The sequence below is a fragment of the Kocuria subflava genome (assembly GCF_012163155.1).
In the GTDB taxonomy this organism is placed as follows: domain Bacteria; phylum Actinomycetota; class Actinomycetes; order Actinomycetales; family Micrococcaceae; genus Kocuria; species Kocuria subflava.
On sequence record NZ_JAAVUN010000034.1, the window covers coordinates 1 to 17,160 of the forward strand.

Here is a 17,160-nt window from a genome sequence, read left to right on the forward strand (position 1 = left end):
AGACCCGCGTTCTCTATCCACCGCCGGACTGAGCGGGCCCGGACTCCTTCTCTGGCTGCTAGCACCTCAACCGGGACACCCTCCAAAGCTTCTTCCAACACCCGAACCCGCCTGGCCAACGCCACCACAGCAGCACCCATGAACAACAACACCACCAATCAATCCGGTGTTGCACTCACCCCCTGAAACCGCCCCACTCAGGGGCGATCGAAAGGCCTACTCGGCGGGGGAGGGTCGGGGCATTCACTGAGTTGATTCCTGTTGATGAGAGGCCTGACCGGACTCAGGTACGACTTGCGAAACTCGATGTAGCTTTCTGTCTTGATATCCCACCAGGAGCAGTACGAGTCCGATAACTAGAACGATCAGCCCAGCTGCAACCACGAAGGGACTGCCTATATTGGCTCCACCGTAGGGTTGAAACCAGAGGCTATATAGAAATGAGATAACACCCACTCCAATAATAGCCGATCCGATAAAGGTAATTACCCAGCCGGCGCGGATCATTTCTCATCCTTCAAGTATGAAATTTTAGTCACCATCGAGAACCATTCCCCTTGTAGTTAAAGTAACCAAAGTTCCGAACCGCTTGGTAATAACCCTGAGCTACGCCATAGCACGCGGTTCGAGTGGCTGCTTGGTTGCGATTCGGGTATGCGCTGGTGCAGACGCTCTGGAGGCCGACTAGGAAGCGGACATCGCACGTGTATCGTGAAATACCTTGCCTGTTGCCGTAGCAAATATCGTGGGCGTTGCATACGCCGTTGAAGTTAGCTCGTCCCCACCGGTCTGGCGAAAAAGTGCAGCCATTGACCGAAGCCATAGCTATCCCGCCGTCCTGAATAATAGAAAGACGGAACTTCGCCTGTTTATATGCAATAATAGAGGCTTGCCCGGTTGTTACATTTTCAGATGTTCCTGGAGTGTCCGGCACCGTTGGTGTTTCGGTGAAGGTGGCGTCCGAGAAGTCCGATGCCGTCCAGGTAATGGTTACTCCCTGGTAGGTTACTGCATTAGACTTGGTAAGCTCGCTGCTCATTTCATTGGCTGAGCTGGCCGCAGGTGTCGGCGCAGCTCGGGTTGGTGTAGCCAAGGTTAGCAGCGAAATTAGCAGCAAGGTTGCAGATGCAATGGCGATCCATCTTGTGGTGCGAAGAGTGACCATGACACTTCCCTTCCCGTGGCGGCGCAGAATTTGGGTGAAATCTAGACTCTGTGCCGGGGCTGTACCGCTCTGACATGCTGAATCGTATGTCTGATGGCTCCAAGAGGCAAGAAGTGCAGTGGATTTGCTTTTAGTCGGCAACCTTGGTCGCACAGAAGGGAGTGAATTGACCGCGAGTTTGGTCCGTATTCTGTACTCGGCGGGGAAAGGGGAGAGGAACGTTCAGCCCACGGTGGTGATGGAGTCGCCCGTTTGGCCGGCCGCACGGCGGGCTTCCAGACGACGGCGCTGCGGTTCGATCGTGTAGCGCGGATCCCGCGCTGAGTTCAGACCTGCGTAGAAGACGCCGAACCGTGTGCAGGCAGATGCCCCCAGCAACGCCACCCCGGACACTGCTGCCACGGCACGGTTGCCACCACCCACCAGGGTTCCCAAGCCACCCACCAGCAGCAGCCGTTCGGTCCACTTCAAAAGCACACCGGGTGTTCCCTGATGCAGCGGTTCAGCCGCCACCGGGTCCATGCGAGACTCCATCACCTTCTGAGCCACCACGTCCCCCGCCACGCCGGCCAGCGCCAACAGACGGGCGGGCAGGGCCTCATCCACCGGGGTGGTGATCATGGCCAACCCACCAGAGGCCAGGGACGCTGAACTGACAAAAACGAACGGCAGATCCTCCCGGGCGGCGTTCCACGTGGGCATGGCGGTGTCGGACAGCAGCACGGCCGTGTACCCGGCCAAGGGCGCTCCGAACAGTCCCGCACCCACCCCGGACCAAGGCTCCACAGCACGCAGCACGCAACGCAACGGCCCCAGGGGCAACCGCGAACCGGTCCATCGGTCCACCTCGGAAACTGCCGCCACACCAGCACAGGTGCTGAAGGTGACCAACACCCACGAACCCAGACTCATGGGGGAGGTGGGCTTGATGGTGCGCAGCATGTGCAGGAAGCGTTCGGGACGGCCAAGATCTGCAATCAACGCGGTGCTGCCCACGGCGGAGCCGAGCATGGCGGCCAGCCGGGCATTGCGCCGCAATATGGGCCGATCCGTCAGCTGGGCCCCCAGTGCCAACAAGGCAGAGCCTCCGGCCACGCCACCCAGGAACAGATAGGTGGCAATCTCCTTCTTCCACGGAGGGGCCTTGACCACGGGCCGTCCGTAATAGCTGGTGTACGGCTCCACCTGGGCATCGGGCACCACGGGAATCTCCCGGGCGCCGTCGTTGCCGCGCCGGAACCAGCTGCCAGGACCCCCGGGCCGTCCGGCCGAACGGCGCCCCCGGCGACGTCGTCCCTCCGGTGGCCGGTAGTTGTCGAACTCGGAAACGCTCACCGGCGGCCCCCCGCCACGAATGCGGCGGCAGTGGCCAGTGCCATGCCCGCCATGGCCACACCAGCCCGTTTGAACGTGTGGGCCAGATCAGCGGTGGGAACGCGCGGGTCCGGCGGCAGTCCGTAGACCTCGGGTTCATCCAGGAGCAGGAAGATGGAGCCGGTGCCGCCCACGCCGTCGTTGGGGTTGGCACCGTAGAGCCTTGCCTCCGTCATGCCCTGCTCGTGCAACTGAGCCACTCGCTGTTGGGCGGTGGCCAACAGGTCCTCACGTTGCCCGTACTTGATGGAGGTGGTGGGGCAGGTCTTGGCGCAGGCCGGGGTTTCGTCATCCTTGAGGCGGTCGTAGCACAGCGTGCACTTCTGGGCCACGCCGTCCTGGGGTTTGCGGACGGTGTCCGGCATCTCCCGGCTGGCTGGTGTGTCCACCAGGCCGTCCTCGCGCCGTTCGATCACGCCGAACGGGCAGCCGGCCACGCAGGTGCCGCAGCCGTTGCAGATGTCGTCCTGGACCACCACGGTCCCGTACTCGGTGCGGAAAAGCGCGCCAGTGGGGCACACGTCCAGACAGCCCGCGTTGGTGCAGTGTTTGCACACGTCAGAGGACATCAGCCACCGGAACTCCGGGGTGGGGCCCGAATCCGACGACGACGCCGAACCGCACCCTCCCGACCCACAACCCCCACCGGCGGAACCCGTGCCCGAGGCGACGGAAGAACCGGATGCGGGCGCGCCCACCTGGGGCATTCCCAGGCTCACCAGCTTCCGACCGGATTCCCGTGCCTGCTCGATCCGTTGGCTGTCCTGTTCAATGAACGCCACGTGCCGCCAGGTGTCCGCGCCCAGGGCTCCTGTGTTGTCGTAGGAGGAACCCAGGATCGAGTAGTCGCCGTCCGCGGGGTTGCGGTTCCACTCCTTGCAGGCCACTTCACAGGCCTTGCAGCCGATGCAGATGGAGGTGTCCGTGAAGAACCCGCGGCGTGAGTGCGGGTGATCGTAGTGGGCATCAGAAGTCGGGTTACCGTCCTTGGGCTCAGCGCTCATCGGTTCTCCTCCACTTCTGCCTGCGGATCCGTGACCCGAACATTGCCGGTCTCCAGGTCCAGCCCGGCACGTTGCTGGTACTTCTTGACCAATTCCACCAGCTCGGTGCCGCGGGGGCGTCGGCCGGGTTGGATGTCACAGAGCCCCACCTTGGACTCCTGAATGTGCACGTTGGGATCCAGGGTGATGCCCATGAGGTCATTGGCGGCATCACCACTGACCACTGCCTCACCGCCAACACCCCAGTGGTACGGCAGACCGATCTGATGCACTGTCCGTCCACCGGACTGCAGTGGGCGCATGCGTTCAGTGATCATCACCTTGGCCTCAATGGCGGCACGTGGGGAGACCAACGTGGCCCAGCCGTTGTGTTCCAACCCGCGTTCGGCGGCCAGCTCAGGTGAGACCTCACAGAACATTTCCGGCTGCAGCTCCGCCAGATACGGCAGCCAGCGACTCATGCCACCGGCCGTGTGCTGCTCCGTCAGCCGGTAGGTGGTGAACATGAACGGGTAGACCTCCGCCCCCGGTTCACCCTCACTGGGTGCGCTGAGGTTGTCCCACCGGGGGAACAGCTCACGCGTGGCATTGGGTTGCTGGGCGTAGAGCGGATTGCGGACCGGGGACTCCTGAGGCTCGTAGTGCGTGGGCAGGGGTCCATCCACCATTCCCTTGGGTGCAAACAACCACCCCTTGCCATCGGCCTGCATGATGAAGGGATCATCCCCGTCCAGAGCGGCGGCCCCGCCGGCCTCCTCGGGGGCCACCGTGCCGGGAGCGCGGTCCACCAAAAAGTCAGGGATGTCCTTGCCGGTCCAGCGCCCGGCCTCTTCATCCCACCAGACCAGCTTCTTGCGCTCGCTCCACGGCTTGCCCTGGGGGTCCGCTGAGGCACGGTTGTAGAGAATGCGGCGGTTGGCAGGCCATGCCCAACCCCACTCGGCGGCGATCTCGTCCTGGTCCTTGCCGGGGACCCTGCGCGCAGCCTGGTTCACCTTGTCCGCGTACACCCCGGTGTAGATCCAGCAGCCACCCGCGGTGGAGCCATCACCTTTCATTTGCGCGTAGGAGGACAACGGCTTGCCGGCATCAGGACCTGTGAGGAAGCGCCCGTTGATTTCGGCCAGAACGGACTCAGCATCGGGATCGCCGTCGTCATGAAGCGGGTAGTCCCAGGTGAGGTCCAAGAGCGGGCGGTCCCGCGGATCATCCGAATCGGCCAACCGCTCGCGGATCTTTTGCCCGAACTCATAGAAGAACTTCAGTTCACTCTCGGCCTCGCCTGGTGGCGTCACCGCTTGGTGGCGCCACTGCAGCAGACGCTGCGTCTGGGTGAAGCTGCCGGACTTCTCCACATGGGTGGCTGCGGGGAAGAAGAACACCTCGGTGTCGATCTCCTCAGTGCGCAACTCCCCGGATTCGATCTCCGGGCCGTCCTTCCACCACGTGGCGGATTCAATCAAGCTGAAGTCACGCACCACCAGCCACTTCAGGTGGGACATGCCCATGCGCTGCATGCGCCCATTGGCAGATCCCACAGCTGGGTTCTGACCCAGGATGAAGTAGCCCTCAACCTCATCCCGCAGCATGGCGGTCAGGGTCTGGTACGTACCGTGGGGGCCGGTCAGACGGGGCAGGTAGTCATAAGCCCAATCATTCTCCGGTTGAGCTGCATCCCCCCACCACGCCTTGAGAAGGCTGACGGCGTAGGTGTCCGCGTTGGCCCAGAAACCCTTCTGCTGCTTGGAGGCAATGGAGTTGATGTACTCCTGGGAGCTCTGCAGCTCCACCTTGGGCATGGGCAAGTAGCCCGGCAAAAGGTTGAACAGGGTTGGAATGTCCGTGGAGCCCTGGATGCTGGCGTGTCCGCGCAGCGCCATGATGCCGCCGCCAGGGCGTCCCATGTTGCCCAGCAGCAACTGCAGAATCGCAGCTGTGCGGATGAACTGGGCTCCCAATGTGTGCTGGGTCCAACCCACGGCATAGGCAAAGCACGTGGTGCGCTCGCGGCCGGAGTTCTCCGTGATGGAGCGGGCCAGGTAGTCAAAGTCCTCTTCCGAGATGCCACAGGCTTCCCGCACCATCTCCGGGGTGTAGCGCCGGTAGTGGCGCTTGAGGATCTGGAACACGGTGTTGGGGTCCTGGAGAGATTCATCCCGCAACGGTTCCGCCGCTGCCGGCGGGCCGCCACTTCCGTGAGATTCACCTTCCGCATGATCGCTGACTTCTTCGCCGTGCTCCGGGCTCTGGCCGGAGGCTCCCTCATGGGGACGAGTTTGGTATCCCCAGGAGGAAAGGTCGTACCCGCCCTTCTCAGGGTCGTAACCGGAGAACAGGCCGTTCAGGTCCTCGGTGTCCTGGAAGTCCTCAGAAATCAGGTAGGAGGCATTGGTGTAGGCGCGGACATACTCGTCAAACCAGAGTTCATTGCTGAGCACGTAGTTGATCAAGGCGCCCAGCAGCACGACGTCGGACCCGGCCCGGATGGGCACGTGCTTGTCCGCAATGGCAGTGGTCCTGGTGAAACGTGGATCAACGTGGATCACACGAGCCCCACGGGCCTTCGCCTCAGCCACCCACTGAAAACCGACCGGGTGGCACTCTGCCATGTTGGAACCCTGGATGACAATGCAGTCCGCATTCGCCATGTCCTGCAACGACTGTGTGGCGCCGCCGCGGCCAAAAGAAGTTCCCAAACTGGGAACGGTGGCGGAGTGTCAAATACGCGCCTGGTTCTCGATCTGGATGGCGCCTGCTGCCGTGAACAGCTTCTTGATCAGGTAGTTCTCTTCGTTGTCCAAGGTGGCCCCGCCCAGGGAGGCGATGCCCATGGTGCGGTTGAGTTTGCGACCTTGGTCATCGGCGTCCTGCCAGGTACGACGACGCGTCTCAATGAACCGGTCCGCCACCATGTCCATCGCTTTGCTCAACTCAAGGCGCTGCCAGTCCTTGGCCTTGGGTGCGCGGTAGAGCACGTGGTACTGCCGACCTGGTGCATTGACCAGCTGCTCGCTGGCGGCACCCTTGGGGCACAACCGGCCACGGGAGATCGGAGAATCCGGATCGCCTTCGATCTGGATGACCTTGTTGTCCTTGACGTAGACCTTTTGTCCGCAGCCCACTGCGCAGTAGGGGCACACGCTGCTGACCACGTGGTCTGCGGTGGCATTGCGGGAGGTGATCTGCCGGGTGTGCTCGGAAACGGTGGCTGAACTGCGCGCGGTGGTGTCCGATGTGCGCAGCTGGCGCACCACCGGCCATTCCAGGAAGCTGAACCGTCCCATGGGTGCCAATGTAGTCCAGATCACCACGTGAGGCGATGCCCGGCGCCGGTTGTGGACCAGCGTTGTTGGCAGTGGGGCCATGGACAGGGTCACGCTGGCGCCGGTCATCGACTGACAGGGGCCGTCCAGATCCGATTGGACCACCACGTACCTCCGTGCCAAAGTAGTAAGGGAACTTTTTACTTAGGAGGTCTTCGTGCGTGCATTGACTTGGCAGGCTCCCGGTAAGGTGGAAGTGGTCAACATCCCCAAGCCGGAGCTGCAGCAACCCACCGACGCCATCATCAAGGTGACCTCCACGGCCATCTGTGGATCTGACCTGCACCTCTACAACGTGTTTGGCCCGTACATGGATGCCGGTGACGTGCTGGGCCATGAGTTCATGGGAATCGTGGAGCAGGTTGGTCCGGGAGTCACCAACCTCAGCGTGGGGGATCGCGTGGTGGTGCCCTTCAACGTTTCCTGTGGTCACTGCTGGATGTGTGAGCGCGGATTCTTTGCTCAGTGCGAGACCACGCAGAACACGGAATACGGTGCCGGTGCCTCCCTGTTCGGCTTCAGCAAGATGTACGGCCAGGTCCCCGGTGGCCAGGCGGAGTACGTGCGTGTGCCCCACGCAGACTTTGGCCCCGTCAAAGTTCCGGAAGGGTTCAGTGACGAGCGTGCCCTTTACCTTTCGGACATCCTGCCGACCGCCTGGCAGGGCGTGAAGTGGGCCAACGTGCCCCAGGGTGGGTCCTTGGCCGTGATCGGTCTGGGCCCGGTGGGGCAATTGGCCTTGCGGTCTGCCAAGTACCAAGGCAACGCGGAGAAGATCATTGCCGTGGACCTGGTGGATGAACGCCTGGAGTTGGCTCGATCCTGGGGTGCAGAAGTGATTGACCTGCGGACGGTTGATTCCGTGGCGGATGCGATCTTTGACCTCACGGACGGCCGCGGAGCGGACTCCACTTTGGACGCCGTTGGGATGGAAGCCCACGGGAATCCGGTGGCAGAAGGCGTGGTGAAGCTGGCCAGCAAGCTGCCCAACGCCGTGGGTCAGCCCGTGATGGACAAAGCCGGTATTGACCGCACGGATGCTTTGCTGACCGCCATTCAGGGCGTTCGCCGTTCAGGGACCGTGTCCGTGTCCGGTGTGTATGCGGGCAACGCCAACCCCATGCCGGTGCGGGACATCTTTGACAAGGGTCTGCGCATTGCCATGGGCCAGTGCCATGTGCGCCAGTGGACCGGTGAGCTCTCTGAGATCGTCTTCCAGGAGCAAGACGTTCTGGGGCTGGAGGACCTGGCCACGCACCGCATCCCGCTCAGCGATGCGGCTGAAGCCTACGAGACATTCATGAACAAGCAGGACGGCTGCATCAAGGTGGTGCTGGACCCCACCCGCTGATGATCGAGCAGGCCGCGACACATTGAGTGGCGGCCTGCTTGGTTTATCACGCCAGTGCAGCCAAGAATTCCTCCGGCGTGGTGGCCGATTCCAGTGCTGCACGCTTCTGGTCATCTTCCAGCAGTGTTGCCAGTTGGCGGGTGGCCATGATGTGGGAGGAACTGTTCATGGCGGCCAACGCCGCCACCAGGGTCACGGGGTCGTTGGATTCGTGTCCGAACCTCACCGGCTCGGCCAGGCGGACCCATGCCATGCCGGTTCGGTGGACGTCGTCGTCGGCGCGGGCGTGAGCAAAGGCCAGACCGGGCGTGATCACGATGTACGGGCCGTGCTCCTCCACGTTGTTGATCATGGAGGCGGTGTAGGAATCGTCGCTGATACCGGCCGTCACCAGGAGGTCACCGGCGGCCTGCATTGCCTCACGCCAGTCACCGGCCTGAACGTCCAGGCGGATGGATTCGGGGGTCACCAGTTCATGCAAAGTCGCCATGAACACAGCCTACGGAGTTCGCAAGTGGTGGGGGAGTCCTTGGCGCCTGTTCCTTGGTGGGGACCCGGTATTCACGACGACTATTCACGACGACGGCGCAGCCCCGTCACCCGCGGAAGTCACCTCCAGGGCTCAAGGGTCCATGTGGAGGACACATCGCCGCGCCCGGCCAGCCAGGCCAGCAGCGAACGGGCATCATCTTGGCTGGTCAGTCGCTGCGTGACCGTTGCCAAGAGATTCTGCAGATCCCAGGCAACGTATGCCTCGGGCCAGTCATGTGGCGAGTACCCGATCCCAAGGTCAGCGTGGTGCATCTCTATTTCCCGCAACCGGTGGGCAGGGCAGCCCCTGACCGGGTAGGTGTCACGGGCCATGAACTCCTGGTGGGGCCATCCTGCGCGGACGCACTTTTGCAGAACATCATTCAAATGCTCCTGGGACCGGACCACATGGTCTATCAGTGCGGTGGCTCCCAGCTTGACTCCGTCGTCTATACCTCAGCGGCGCTGGTCCGGGCCGCCGGGATACCGAGGTAGGTCTTCGCCGCGAAGGGCGCCTTCCAGCCGCCTGACATGGCTTTCTGCGTTACCTGCCAAGTGGGCGAGGACGTGGGCTCATGTCCATCCGGGCAAGTGGCTGGGTGCCTCAAGGTCATCCTGGCCGAGTGCCGTCACGGCGCTGAGCAGCCGTTCGCCAGGGGCCACGCACAGCTCAGTGGCCAGAGTCGGTTGTTGTTCCAGGTCAATGGTCTCCATGGGCGAAGGCTACAGCCGCCGTTGTCGCCGCAGAATTCACGTGGACCGTGGTGGTCAGTTCCCTGCCTAGTTGGCTGGGGTGGGTTCAGAGATGGTGGGCAGGGCGTCGTCGTCGGTGGGTGCGGTCTCAGAACTGACGGCGGTGGAGCCGTCCCGACCGGTCCAGATCTCGATGATCGCCCACGCCACAGCCGTCAGCGGCACGGCCAGGACCGCGCCGGCCACGCCACCCAGCAGCGTGCCTGCCGCCACGGCCAGCAGGACAACAGGGCCATGCAGATGCAGGGTTTTGCCCATGATCAGGGGGTGCAGGATGTAGCCGTCAATGTGGTGAACCACCGCCACCAGCGCTGCCAGGGCACCGGCTATGGGGGCACCAATGGTGGGGATGAAGGCGGTGACAAAAATGACCACCGTCAGAGGCACCACCAATGGCACCTGCAGGATCCACAAGCCCAGTCCGATCAGCAAGGCGTCAATCACCGCAATCAGGGCGATGCCGCGTGTGTAGCCACCCAGTGTGGTCACCGTCTGGCGCCCGGAGGCCTGGATCTTCTCCCTGGACGGGCCCTGGACCCAACTGAGAGCGAATGCCCACATCTGCGGGCCGTCCTTGATGAAGAAAAACAGAGTCAACAACATCAGAACGGCACCGGCCAAGACCTCGGAGGCCACGGACAGGCCGCTCAGGGCACTTTGCTCAGCTTGAGAGCTGGTCAGTGCACCCTGCAGCTGTGACAAGGCGGAATTGATGGTTTCTGGATCCACCAGAACCGGCCAGGGGCTGTTGTGGAGCATGTCCTGCAGTTGCTGCCAACCGGAGCTCGCGGAGGACATCAGGTTGTCCCAGCCGTCCTGGATCCCCAACACCACGCCTGTGGTCACAGCACTCAGCAGCACAATCAAGCTCAAGAACACCAACGCGGCTGATGCCAGACCAGGCCAGCCGCGGCGCTCCAACTACGCCACCACCGGACGGACCGCGGAGGCCAGGATGAGCGCGATCAGAAGCGCCATCACCACCACTTTGATGGCCAGCAATCCGTACAGCAACAACGCGATTACGGTAATCAGGATCAGAAACTGAAGTCCGCGCATGGCAGCTCTGCCCAAGCCGTCCGACCAGGGACTGGAACGCTTGAAACCGGTGGAGGTGCTCATGGTTTTGAGACTACGCCCGGGTCACTGGAGATTGCCTGGGCAACCACCGATTGGATGGTCAATGCAGGCTGGGTGCTCACTGGCGGTTCAAGTGGCCCAGGACGGCCATGAAATCCTGGACGTCAGCTGCAGTCTGCAGACGGGCCCGGGTTTGATCGTTGTCCACCAGGGTGATCAACTGGCGCATGGCCTGGATGTGCTGGGTGCTGTCCGCTGAGGCGAGTGCGGCAATCAAGGTGACGGGGTCGTTGAGTTCATTGCCGAACTTCACTGGCTTTCTCAGCCGCACCCACGCCATGCCGGTGCGTTGAACCAGCCCAGGTGCTTGCGCGTGGGCAAAAGCGAATCCTGGTGCAATCACAATGTACGGGCCGTGTTCATCCACGTTCTTCATCATGGCGTCCGTGTACGCGGGCGATCCCACACCGGCATTGATCAGAAGCTTGCCGGCCACACGAATCGCGGATCGCCAGTTGCGCGCGCGGGCGTTGAGGCAAATGGAATCCGGCGTGACGAGTTCATGCAACTGGGCCATACGTACACATTAAGTGAGACCCTCATGCTTCGGGTGGTTGCCATCCTGATTCGTTGACCTCCCTGCGCAAAACCTCAGGTCACACGTAGGGTGAATGGGGTGAACCCTCAAGATCCAGCTGATCCAGACCGCGGCAGAAGGTCCCCCACGGGGACCGAAGACCGCGTCCGGGATGTGCTCGTGGTTGGCTCCCTGACGGCCTGCCTGATCACCTTGTTGTTCTTTGTCATGTTCTTGGTCAGCGCAGAGATGACCGTGACGTGCACCTGGGGCTTGTTGCTGTTGCCCGTGCTGGGTGGTTACGGCGTGACAGCGGGGGCGTTGTTCTACGAATTCGCCATTGAACGGATGAATCGCGGTTTGGTGATCGCCCTGTGCGCACTGGGTGTGATCGTGTTCAGCGCGGATATGGCACTGATCTTTGAGTACGGAAACTCTCGCCCGATCGGTGAGGCTCCGCTGTGGTGGATGTTGACAATGGCCATAGGTTTGGGAGCGCTGAGCGTGGTCTTGAACGCGGTCCTGCCGCGACGTCGTCGGCCGTCACGACGGCTCTGACCGCGTAACATTCGCCGTCATACATCTCAGGTTGCTCACGGTGTGCAAGAAAACTTGGGGGCTGGGGAACGCAGTCGTAGCGTCTGAACCACGTGGCGCTCCCAGTCTCAGGGGGCGCGATCCAAAGGCACAGGGGAAGTCGTGGCGCGCAAACTGTTCTCAGAAATCTCACCACTGACCTACAAGATTTCGCTTGTACCGCAGCAAGTTCAACGCAATGTTCAGGACCGGGTCTCACGGGCTGTGTTCACCAAAGAACATCAGGGCCAGGATCTTCCGGTGAAGATTTACGCCCACAACTCCCTGATCAGACGCCGTCTTGGCAATACTCAGCCGGAACTCCAAGAAGGCAAGGCCAAGTCACTTGCCATTGCCGCACCGTTGGTAGATGGCGTGGTGATCCGGCCCGGCCAGAGCTTCTCCTTCTGGCGCAACGTGGGTGGGCGATGTCAAGGCGTCGAAGCAACATGGGGCTCGCCGGCGAGCAGTCGAGCGAATGCCTCGGTGGGCGTGAGATAGCCCAGTCGGCGGCGGGGTCGATTGTTGATCTCCTCGGCGATGGTGGTGAGGTAGGGCTGGTGATCGGGGATCACCGTGCCCTTGGGCAGATACTCCCGGTAGAGCCGGTTCGTGTTCTCGTTGCTGGGCCTCTGCCAGGGCGAGTGGGGATCGGCGAAGTAGACCGGCATCGCCGTGGCCAGGGAGACCTTCGCGTGCTGGGCCATCTCGCTGCCCTGGTCCCACGCCAACGATGCCTTCATCATCTCGGGCAGGTCGTTGAAAAACTCGATGACCGCGTCAGCGGTTGGCTCGGCGTGTTTCGAGGGCAGGGCCAGCAGCCCGGTGAACCCGCTCATCCGCTCCACCAGCGTCGCCGCGCACGAGGTGCCGTTCTTCCCGATGATCAGGTCACCCTCCCAGTGCCCCGGCACCCGACGCTGGGCGGCGTCCTCACCTCGCTCCGCGATCGGGACCATACCTACGATTGGGCCACCGCGCGTCCGCCCGGTCGTACGTGGTCGGCGCTTGGTCCGCTTGGACTGCAGGAAGATGCCCTTGCGGGCGAGCTCACCCTTCGGGATTGCGTAGATGTACTGGTAGATAGCTTCACCGGAGACGGTTCGGCCGCGTGCGTCAGGAGAGTTCGCCATGCGTTCAACGGTCGGGTCTGTCGCCTCCAGACGCAACCGGCCCGCTATCTCGTTCGGCGTCCACGACGCGGCCAGATCCGCCTCCACCCTCGCCTGCAGCACCGGATCCCCCGCGACCTTCCGCTGCTGCGGGCGAGCCCGCCGACGCTGCGCTCTGACGTCTGCGGTCACGGCCTGGTAGCCGCGGGTCTTCGTCGAGTTCCGGTGAAGCTCCCGCAAGATCACCGACGGGCAACGCCCCAGGTGACGGGCGATCCTCCGCACCGACCAGCCCGCTTTCGAGGCCGTCGAGATCTCCGACCTGTCACTGAACGACAACCCCACCCGCGCCATCCGCACACTCCACCGATCAGACCCCCGCCGACCGGGAGTGTTGCTTCGACGCTATGACACCACCGTGAACCGACCGTTGCCAAGGGTTACCAGGTGGGATTGACGGTGGAGGGTGACCATGCCGCTGAGGGGGTGGGTGGCGGGTTGTGTCAGTTCACCAATCTGTTGCATTGGATGACGTTGCACTCCCCGTTGACCATCACGGAACATCACCACCACAGTGGGCTCGACCTTTCCCCGGACTTCAAACGCCAGATCCCCTTTGGCACGGGGACTTCGATCGTCTGGAATTTCCTGGATTACAGGGTCCGTAACGACACGGATCAGACGTTTCAGTTCCGGGTGCGTGTGGATGACGAATACCGGCGCGGCCAGCTGCGTTCCGATCAACCGTTGCCGTTGAAGTATCACGTCAGGGAGGAATCGGGGTACTTCTACCGGATGCGGGACTCAGAATCAGGGGCATCACAGGTGCGCCGACACAATGTTGTGGTGCGTGACTTCAGGGACAAAAGGACTGGCCTGATCACCGGCACGGAACGTCTGCTGGAGAACGATGCTCTGGTTCGTTATGACCCTGAGCTCATTCAGGACCAGATTCTGTAGACGGTTCCGGCGCACTGAGCCCCGCTGGATGGCCAGATGCACTCGATAGGCTGAGGCATCAACCAATCTCAGGGACGGGGCATGTCTGACAACACTGGCAACGTGATGACTCTTCACATCGGGCGTGAGGAGCTGGTGATTCAACAACGCTACGAGGTGCTGTCGATCGCGAACGACATTTTCATTGGACTGCTGTTCCTGGTGGGCAGTTTCTTCTTTCTCAGCTCAACCATGCAACTGGACGGTACGTGGCTGTTCATTCTTGGGTCCGTGATGATGCTGATCCGCCCGGTGATCCGCTTGGCGCGCCGGATCCACATTCGACGCTTGCAGCCCGTGGTGGACCAGAGCTCTTCCATGGATTTCTAAGGCACGGCCGTCCCCGCTGCGTCGTCGTCAGTGTGCCTGTGGCGGAGCCTGTCCCAACTACCGAGCGTCCGGGTGTGGCCGCTTCCAGGCTTGCGAAGCGGCCACACCCGGACGCTCAGCGGTCACGGGGATGGTGTCACGGGGTGGGCATGCCGCCGTTGACGTTCAGGGTTTCGCCCACGACGTAGCTGGACTCTGCCGAGGCCAGGAACACGAATGCCGGGGCGATCTCCGTAGGCTGCCCGGCGCGGCCGAGCCCCACGTCCTGACCGAACTTGGGCAGCTTCTCCTTGGGCTGACCGTCGCTGACCTGCAGCGGAGTCCAGAACGGACCCGGTGCCACGGCGTTGACGCGGATTCCCTTGGGTGCCAATTGCTCGGCCAGACCCTTGCTGAAGTTGTTGATGGCAGCCTTGGTGGAGGCGTAGTCGAGCAACGTGGGGGAGGGCTTGTAGGCCTGGATGGAGGTGCAGTTGATGATCGAGGACCCTGCCGGCAGGTACTTCAGGGCCGCGCGCGTCACGCGGAAGAAGCTGAACACGTTGACGTTGTAAACGTCCTCCAGCTGCTCATCGGTCAGGGCCTCCAGCCCGTCCTCAATGGCGATCTGGCGCCCGGCGTTGTTCACCAGGATGTCCAAGCCACCCAGCGCTTCAGCGGCCTGGTCCACCAACTCCACAGCGGCCTCACGCTCAGCCAGGTCACCGGGCAGCAGCACCACCTTGCGGCCGGTGTCGGCCACGGCGTCACGCACCCATTCCGCATCCTCTTGCTCGGCGGGCAGGTAGTTCAGGGCGACGTCGGCCCCCTCCCGTGCGTAGGCAATGGCCACTGCCGCGCCCAACCCGGAATCGGCTCCGGTGATCAGGGCCTTGCGGCCCTCCAGGCGGCCGGTGCCACGGTAGGAGTACTGGCCGCGGTCCGTCTTGGGCTCCAGGTCCTTGTCCAGGCCGGGTTCGGGCTGGTGCTGCTTGGGTGCTTCAAGGGATTCGTAGCGGGTGACCGGGTTCTGGAGGACCAGCTGGTCAGTGGTTTCCTTGTGTTCGTCCTGGTTTGTGCTCATGGGAGCCTCCTTGTGGACCGAGAGATTGGAAGTCGTGGCATCCGAATCGACGGATGCCTGTTCCATCCAGCCTATTCATAAGGGGCCTGATTAAAAACTGTTCAGGGGAGAATGCTCCGCAGTTTCGCTCTGAGCCCGTGTGGCGGCTCGGCAGGCTGATCAGGATGCTCGGTCAGTGCCTTGGCCAGGATGTTCTTGGCCATGGTGGGGAAGATGAAGGCGTGGAACGGGAGGACTCCGTACCAGTAAGCGTGACCGGGCAGTCCGTCCGGGAAGAAGATGGCGCGCTGGTGGTAGGTGGAACCTTGTCCATCCGGCTCAACTCTCAGCTCCAACCACGCCTTGCCAGGGGCCAACATCTGGGCACGCAGGCGCAACAGGTGGCCCGGTTCGATCTTCTCCACCACCCACCAGTCCACGTGGTCGCCCACCCGTAGGCGGGTGCGGCTCAGGCGTCCGCGGTTGAGCCCGGGCCCGTTGGCCAGCTTGTCCATCCAGCCGCGAACCAGCCACCCGAGTTTCCACGAGTACCACCCGTTGTCACCGCCAATGGATTCGATGACCTTCCAGACGTCCTCCGGTTTGGCCTCCCCGGTGGCCTCCCGCTCGTCCACGTAGACGCTGCGCCCGGCCCACTCGGGGTCCGAGGGGAGCGGGTCGGAGGCCGCTTCCATGGAAATCAAGTCGTAGGTGGTGGCCCAGTTGTTCTCCAGATCATCGGCTTCAATCCGCTCCAGGGCCAACTTGCAGGCAGTCCGGTAATCCGTCAGGCCACCGGGCGGGAGGGGGATGAACTGGTCAATGTCCCGTTCGGAGGCCACGGCGTCGTGCCGCAAGGACTGCACCAGCGGCATGGCAAGCCCCAGGGGAATGGGGGTCACCATGCCGATCCAGAACCCGGAGAGCCTGGGGGCAGGCATGGGGGTGGCAAAAACCAGGGGACGACGACGCCCCGCAACCTCCGCGTAGCGTTGCATGGCCTGGGCGTAAGTCATCACGTCCCGAGAGCCGATGTCGAACGAGCGGTTGGTGTCCACGGGGAGGTCCAGGGCGTGCAGCAGGTAATACAAAACGTCCCGGATGGCGATGGGCTCAATCTTGTTCTTCACCCAGGACGGAGCCGGCATGACGGGCAGGCGATCCCCCAGGTGGCGGATCATCTCGAATGACGCCGAGCCCGAACCAATCACGGTTCCTGCCTGCAGAACCACCGCGGGCACGGGGTGAGCCAGAAGAACATCGCCCACCTTGACGCGTGAGCGCATGTGGGTGGAGAGATCCTCACCCTGGGGGTGCAGACCGGAGACGTAGATGATGCGTTTTACCCCGGCTTCTGCGGCAGCCCGGGCCACCACGTGTGCCATGGCTTCCTCCTGGGCCTCAAAGGACCCGGAGCTGCCCATGGCATGCACCAGGAAGTACAGGGTGTGGATGTCCCGGCAGGCCTCCAGGGTCTGGCTCAGATCACTGAGGTCGGCTTCCACCACGTCCACGGCGTCCCGCCACGGCACGGGATCCAGCTTGCTGGGATTGCGCACTGCCACGCGCACCTCAGCACCTGCCGCCACCAGGCGGGGGACCAACCGGCCGCCGATGTAACCGGTGGATCCGGTGACCAGGACTCGTCCGCGGGGAGGCTCCATGACCGTTTCCACCACACGATCCGGGAAGGTGAACTCGATGGGCTCGGGCTGACCGGAGTCATCGGCGGAGTCGTGATTCGTTTCGAAACCTGAATTAGTCACCATGCTGAGAGTCTAGGGGTGTGAGGCTCGCTGCACTACCGGCTCGGAGCGGCTGCACGAGCGGTGACAGGAGCGAGTTCTGCGCAGTTTGGGACGACATCTGGTGTGTGGGTTCATGTGGTGGTTGCAACACCCCTAGTAAGAACAGGGGGTGGGTCCCGGTATGGACGCGAGACC

Annotated in this window: 17 protein-coding genes and 1 pseudogene; 5 read left to right on the plus strand and 13 right to left on the minus strand. The window is 62.7% G+C overall.

Annotated features, from left to right (window positions below; translation table 11 throughout):
• Positions 1–535: 535 nt before the first annotated feature.
• The 4 genes from GTW58_RS11880 to fdh form a co-directional block, all read right to left on the minus strand.
• Positions 536–1,165: a phospholipase A2 gene (locus GTW58_RS11880; RefSeq protein ID WP_119933662.1), complete on the minus strand. Its 630-nt coding sequence runs from the start codon at positions 1,163–1,165 to the stop codon at positions 536–538.
• A 222-nt stretch (positions 1,166–1,387) separates the two neighbouring features.
• The gene (nrfD, locus tag GTW58_RS11885) at positions 1,388–2,500 is read right to left on the minus strand and encodes an NrfD/PsrC family molybdoenzyme membrane anchor subunit (protein ID WP_119933661.1); all 1,113 of its coding nucleotides are present in this window, start codon (positions 2,498–2,500) and stop codon (positions 1,388–1,390) included.
• Positions 2,497–3,543 (minus strand): 4Fe-4S dicluster domain-containing protein, encoded by a 1,047-nt coding sequence (locus GTW58_RS11890; RefSeq protein WP_119933660.1) that lies wholly within the window; start codon positions 3,541–3,543, stop codon positions 2,497–2,499. The genes nrfD and GTW58_RS11890 overlap by 4 nt, the downstream gene beginning before the upstream one ends.
• Entirely contained in the window at positions 3,540–6,827 is a 3,288-nt protein-coding gene (gene fdh / locus GTW58_RS11895) for a formate dehydrogenase (protein WP_189587295.1), read from the minus strand. Before fdh ends, GTW58_RS11890 begins: the two co-directional genes overlap by 4 nt.
• 196 nt (positions 6,828–7,023) lie before the next feature.
• Here fdh and GTW58_RS11905 point away from each other — a divergent pair, with 196 nt between their 5' ends.
• The gene (locus GTW58_RS11905; RefSeq protein WP_047688544.1) at positions 7,024–8,217 is read left to right on the plus strand and encodes a zinc-dependent alcohol dehydrogenase; all 1,194 of its coding nucleotides are present in this window, start codon (positions 7,024–7,026) and stop codon (positions 8,215–8,217) included.
• 46 nt (positions 8,218–8,263) lie between these two features.
• On the opposite strand, the gene GTW58_RS11910 is transcribed toward GTW58_RS11905, so the two are convergent.
• The 6 genes from GTW58_RS11910 to GTW58_RS11935 form a co-directional block, all read right to left on the minus strand.
• Positions 8,264–8,707 carry a PTS sugar transporter subunit IIA gene (locus GTW58_RS11910; protein ID WP_081993588.1) on the minus strand — a complete coding sequence of 148 codons (444 nt, stop codon included), beginning with the start codon at positions 8,705–8,707 and terminating at the stop codon, positions 8,264–8,266.
• Positions 8,708–8,826: 119 nt separating this feature from the next.
• Positions 8,827–9,081: a DinB family protein gene (locus GTW58_RS11915; RefSeq protein ID WP_047688542.1), complete on the minus strand. Its 255-nt coding sequence runs from the start codon at positions 9,079–9,081 to the stop codon at positions 8,827–8,829.
• 240 nt (positions 9,082–9,321) lie between these two features.
• Positions 9,322–9,462 (minus strand): hypothetical protein, encoded by a 141-nt coding sequence (locus tag GTW58_RS11920; protein WP_156125303.1) that lies wholly within the window; start codon positions 9,460–9,462, stop codon positions 9,322–9,324.
• A 66-nt stretch (positions 9,463–9,528) separates the two neighbouring features.
• Positions 9,529–10,422: an AI-2E family transporter gene (locus GTW58_RS11925; protein ID WP_119933658.1), complete on the minus strand. Its 894-nt coding sequence runs from the start codon at positions 10,420–10,422 to the stop codon at positions 9,529–9,531.
• Positions 10,423–10,623 (minus strand): hypothetical protein, encoded by a 201-nt coding sequence (locus GTW58_RS11930; protein WP_052209343.1) that lies wholly within the window; start codon positions 10,621–10,623, stop codon positions 10,423–10,425.
• A 76-nt stretch (positions 10,624–10,699) separates the two neighbouring features.
• Positions 10,700–11,158 carry a PTS sugar transporter subunit IIA gene (locus tag GTW58_RS11935; protein ID WP_052209342.1) on the minus strand — a complete coding sequence of 153 codons (459 nt, stop codon included), beginning with the start codon at positions 11,156–11,158 and terminating at the stop codon, positions 10,700–10,702.
• Between the two features lie 180 nt (positions 11,159–11,338).
• Here GTW58_RS11935 and GTW58_RS11940 point away from each other — a divergent pair, with 180 nt between their 5' ends.
• Both GTW58_RS11940 and GTW58_RS11945 read left to right on the plus strand, forming a co-directional pair.
• Entirely contained in the window at positions 11,339–11,716 is a 378-nt protein-coding gene (locus GTW58_RS11940) for a hypothetical protein (RefSeq protein WP_119933657.1), read from the plus strand.
• A gap of 141 nt (positions 11,717–11,857) precedes the next feature.
• On the plus strand, positions 11,858–12,235 hold the full coding sequence (locus GTW58_RS11945) for a hypothetical protein (RefSeq protein ID WP_157980572.1): 378 nt from the start codon (positions 11,858–11,860) through the stop codon (positions 12,233–12,235).
• Here the strand turns inward: GTW58_RS11945 and GTW58_RS11950 are convergent.
• Entirely contained in the window at positions 12,166–13,200 is a 1,035-nt protein-coding gene (locus tag GTW58_RS11950; protein ID WP_119933656.1) for an IS30 family transposase, read from the minus strand. The genes GTW58_RS11945 and GTW58_RS11950 overlap by 70 nt on opposite strands.
• A gap of 78 nt (positions 13,201–13,278) precedes the next feature.
• Here GTW58_RS11950 and GTW58_RS11955 point away from each other — a divergent pair.
• Together GTW58_RS11955 and GTW58_RS11960 are read left to right on the plus strand one after the other, a co-directional pair.
• A pseudogene (locus tag GTW58_RS11955) lies at positions 13,279–13,806 on the plus strand (VanW family protein); the annotation flags it as partial.
• Between the two features lie 81 nt (positions 13,807–13,887).
• On the plus strand, positions 13,888–14,175 hold the full coding sequence (locus GTW58_RS11960) for a YrhK family protein (protein ID WP_119933654.1): 288 nt from the start codon (positions 13,888–13,890) through the stop codon (positions 14,173–14,175).
• Positions 14,176–14,311: 136 nt separating this feature from the next.
• Here GTW58_RS11960 and GTW58_RS11965 read toward each other — a convergent pair whose 3' ends face one another.
• Entirely contained in the window at positions 14,312–15,238 is a 927-nt protein-coding gene (locus GTW58_RS11965; RefSeq protein ID WP_047690038.1) for an SDR family oxidoreductase, read from the minus strand.
• 101 nt (positions 15,239–15,339) lie between these two features.
• Positions 15,340–16,881, minus strand: a complete 1,542-nt coding sequence (locus GTW58_RS11970; RefSeq protein ID WP_052209521.1) for an SDR family oxidoreductase — start codon at positions 16,879–16,881, stop codon at positions 15,340–15,342.
• Between the last annotated feature and the right edge of the window lie 279 nt (positions 16,882–17,160).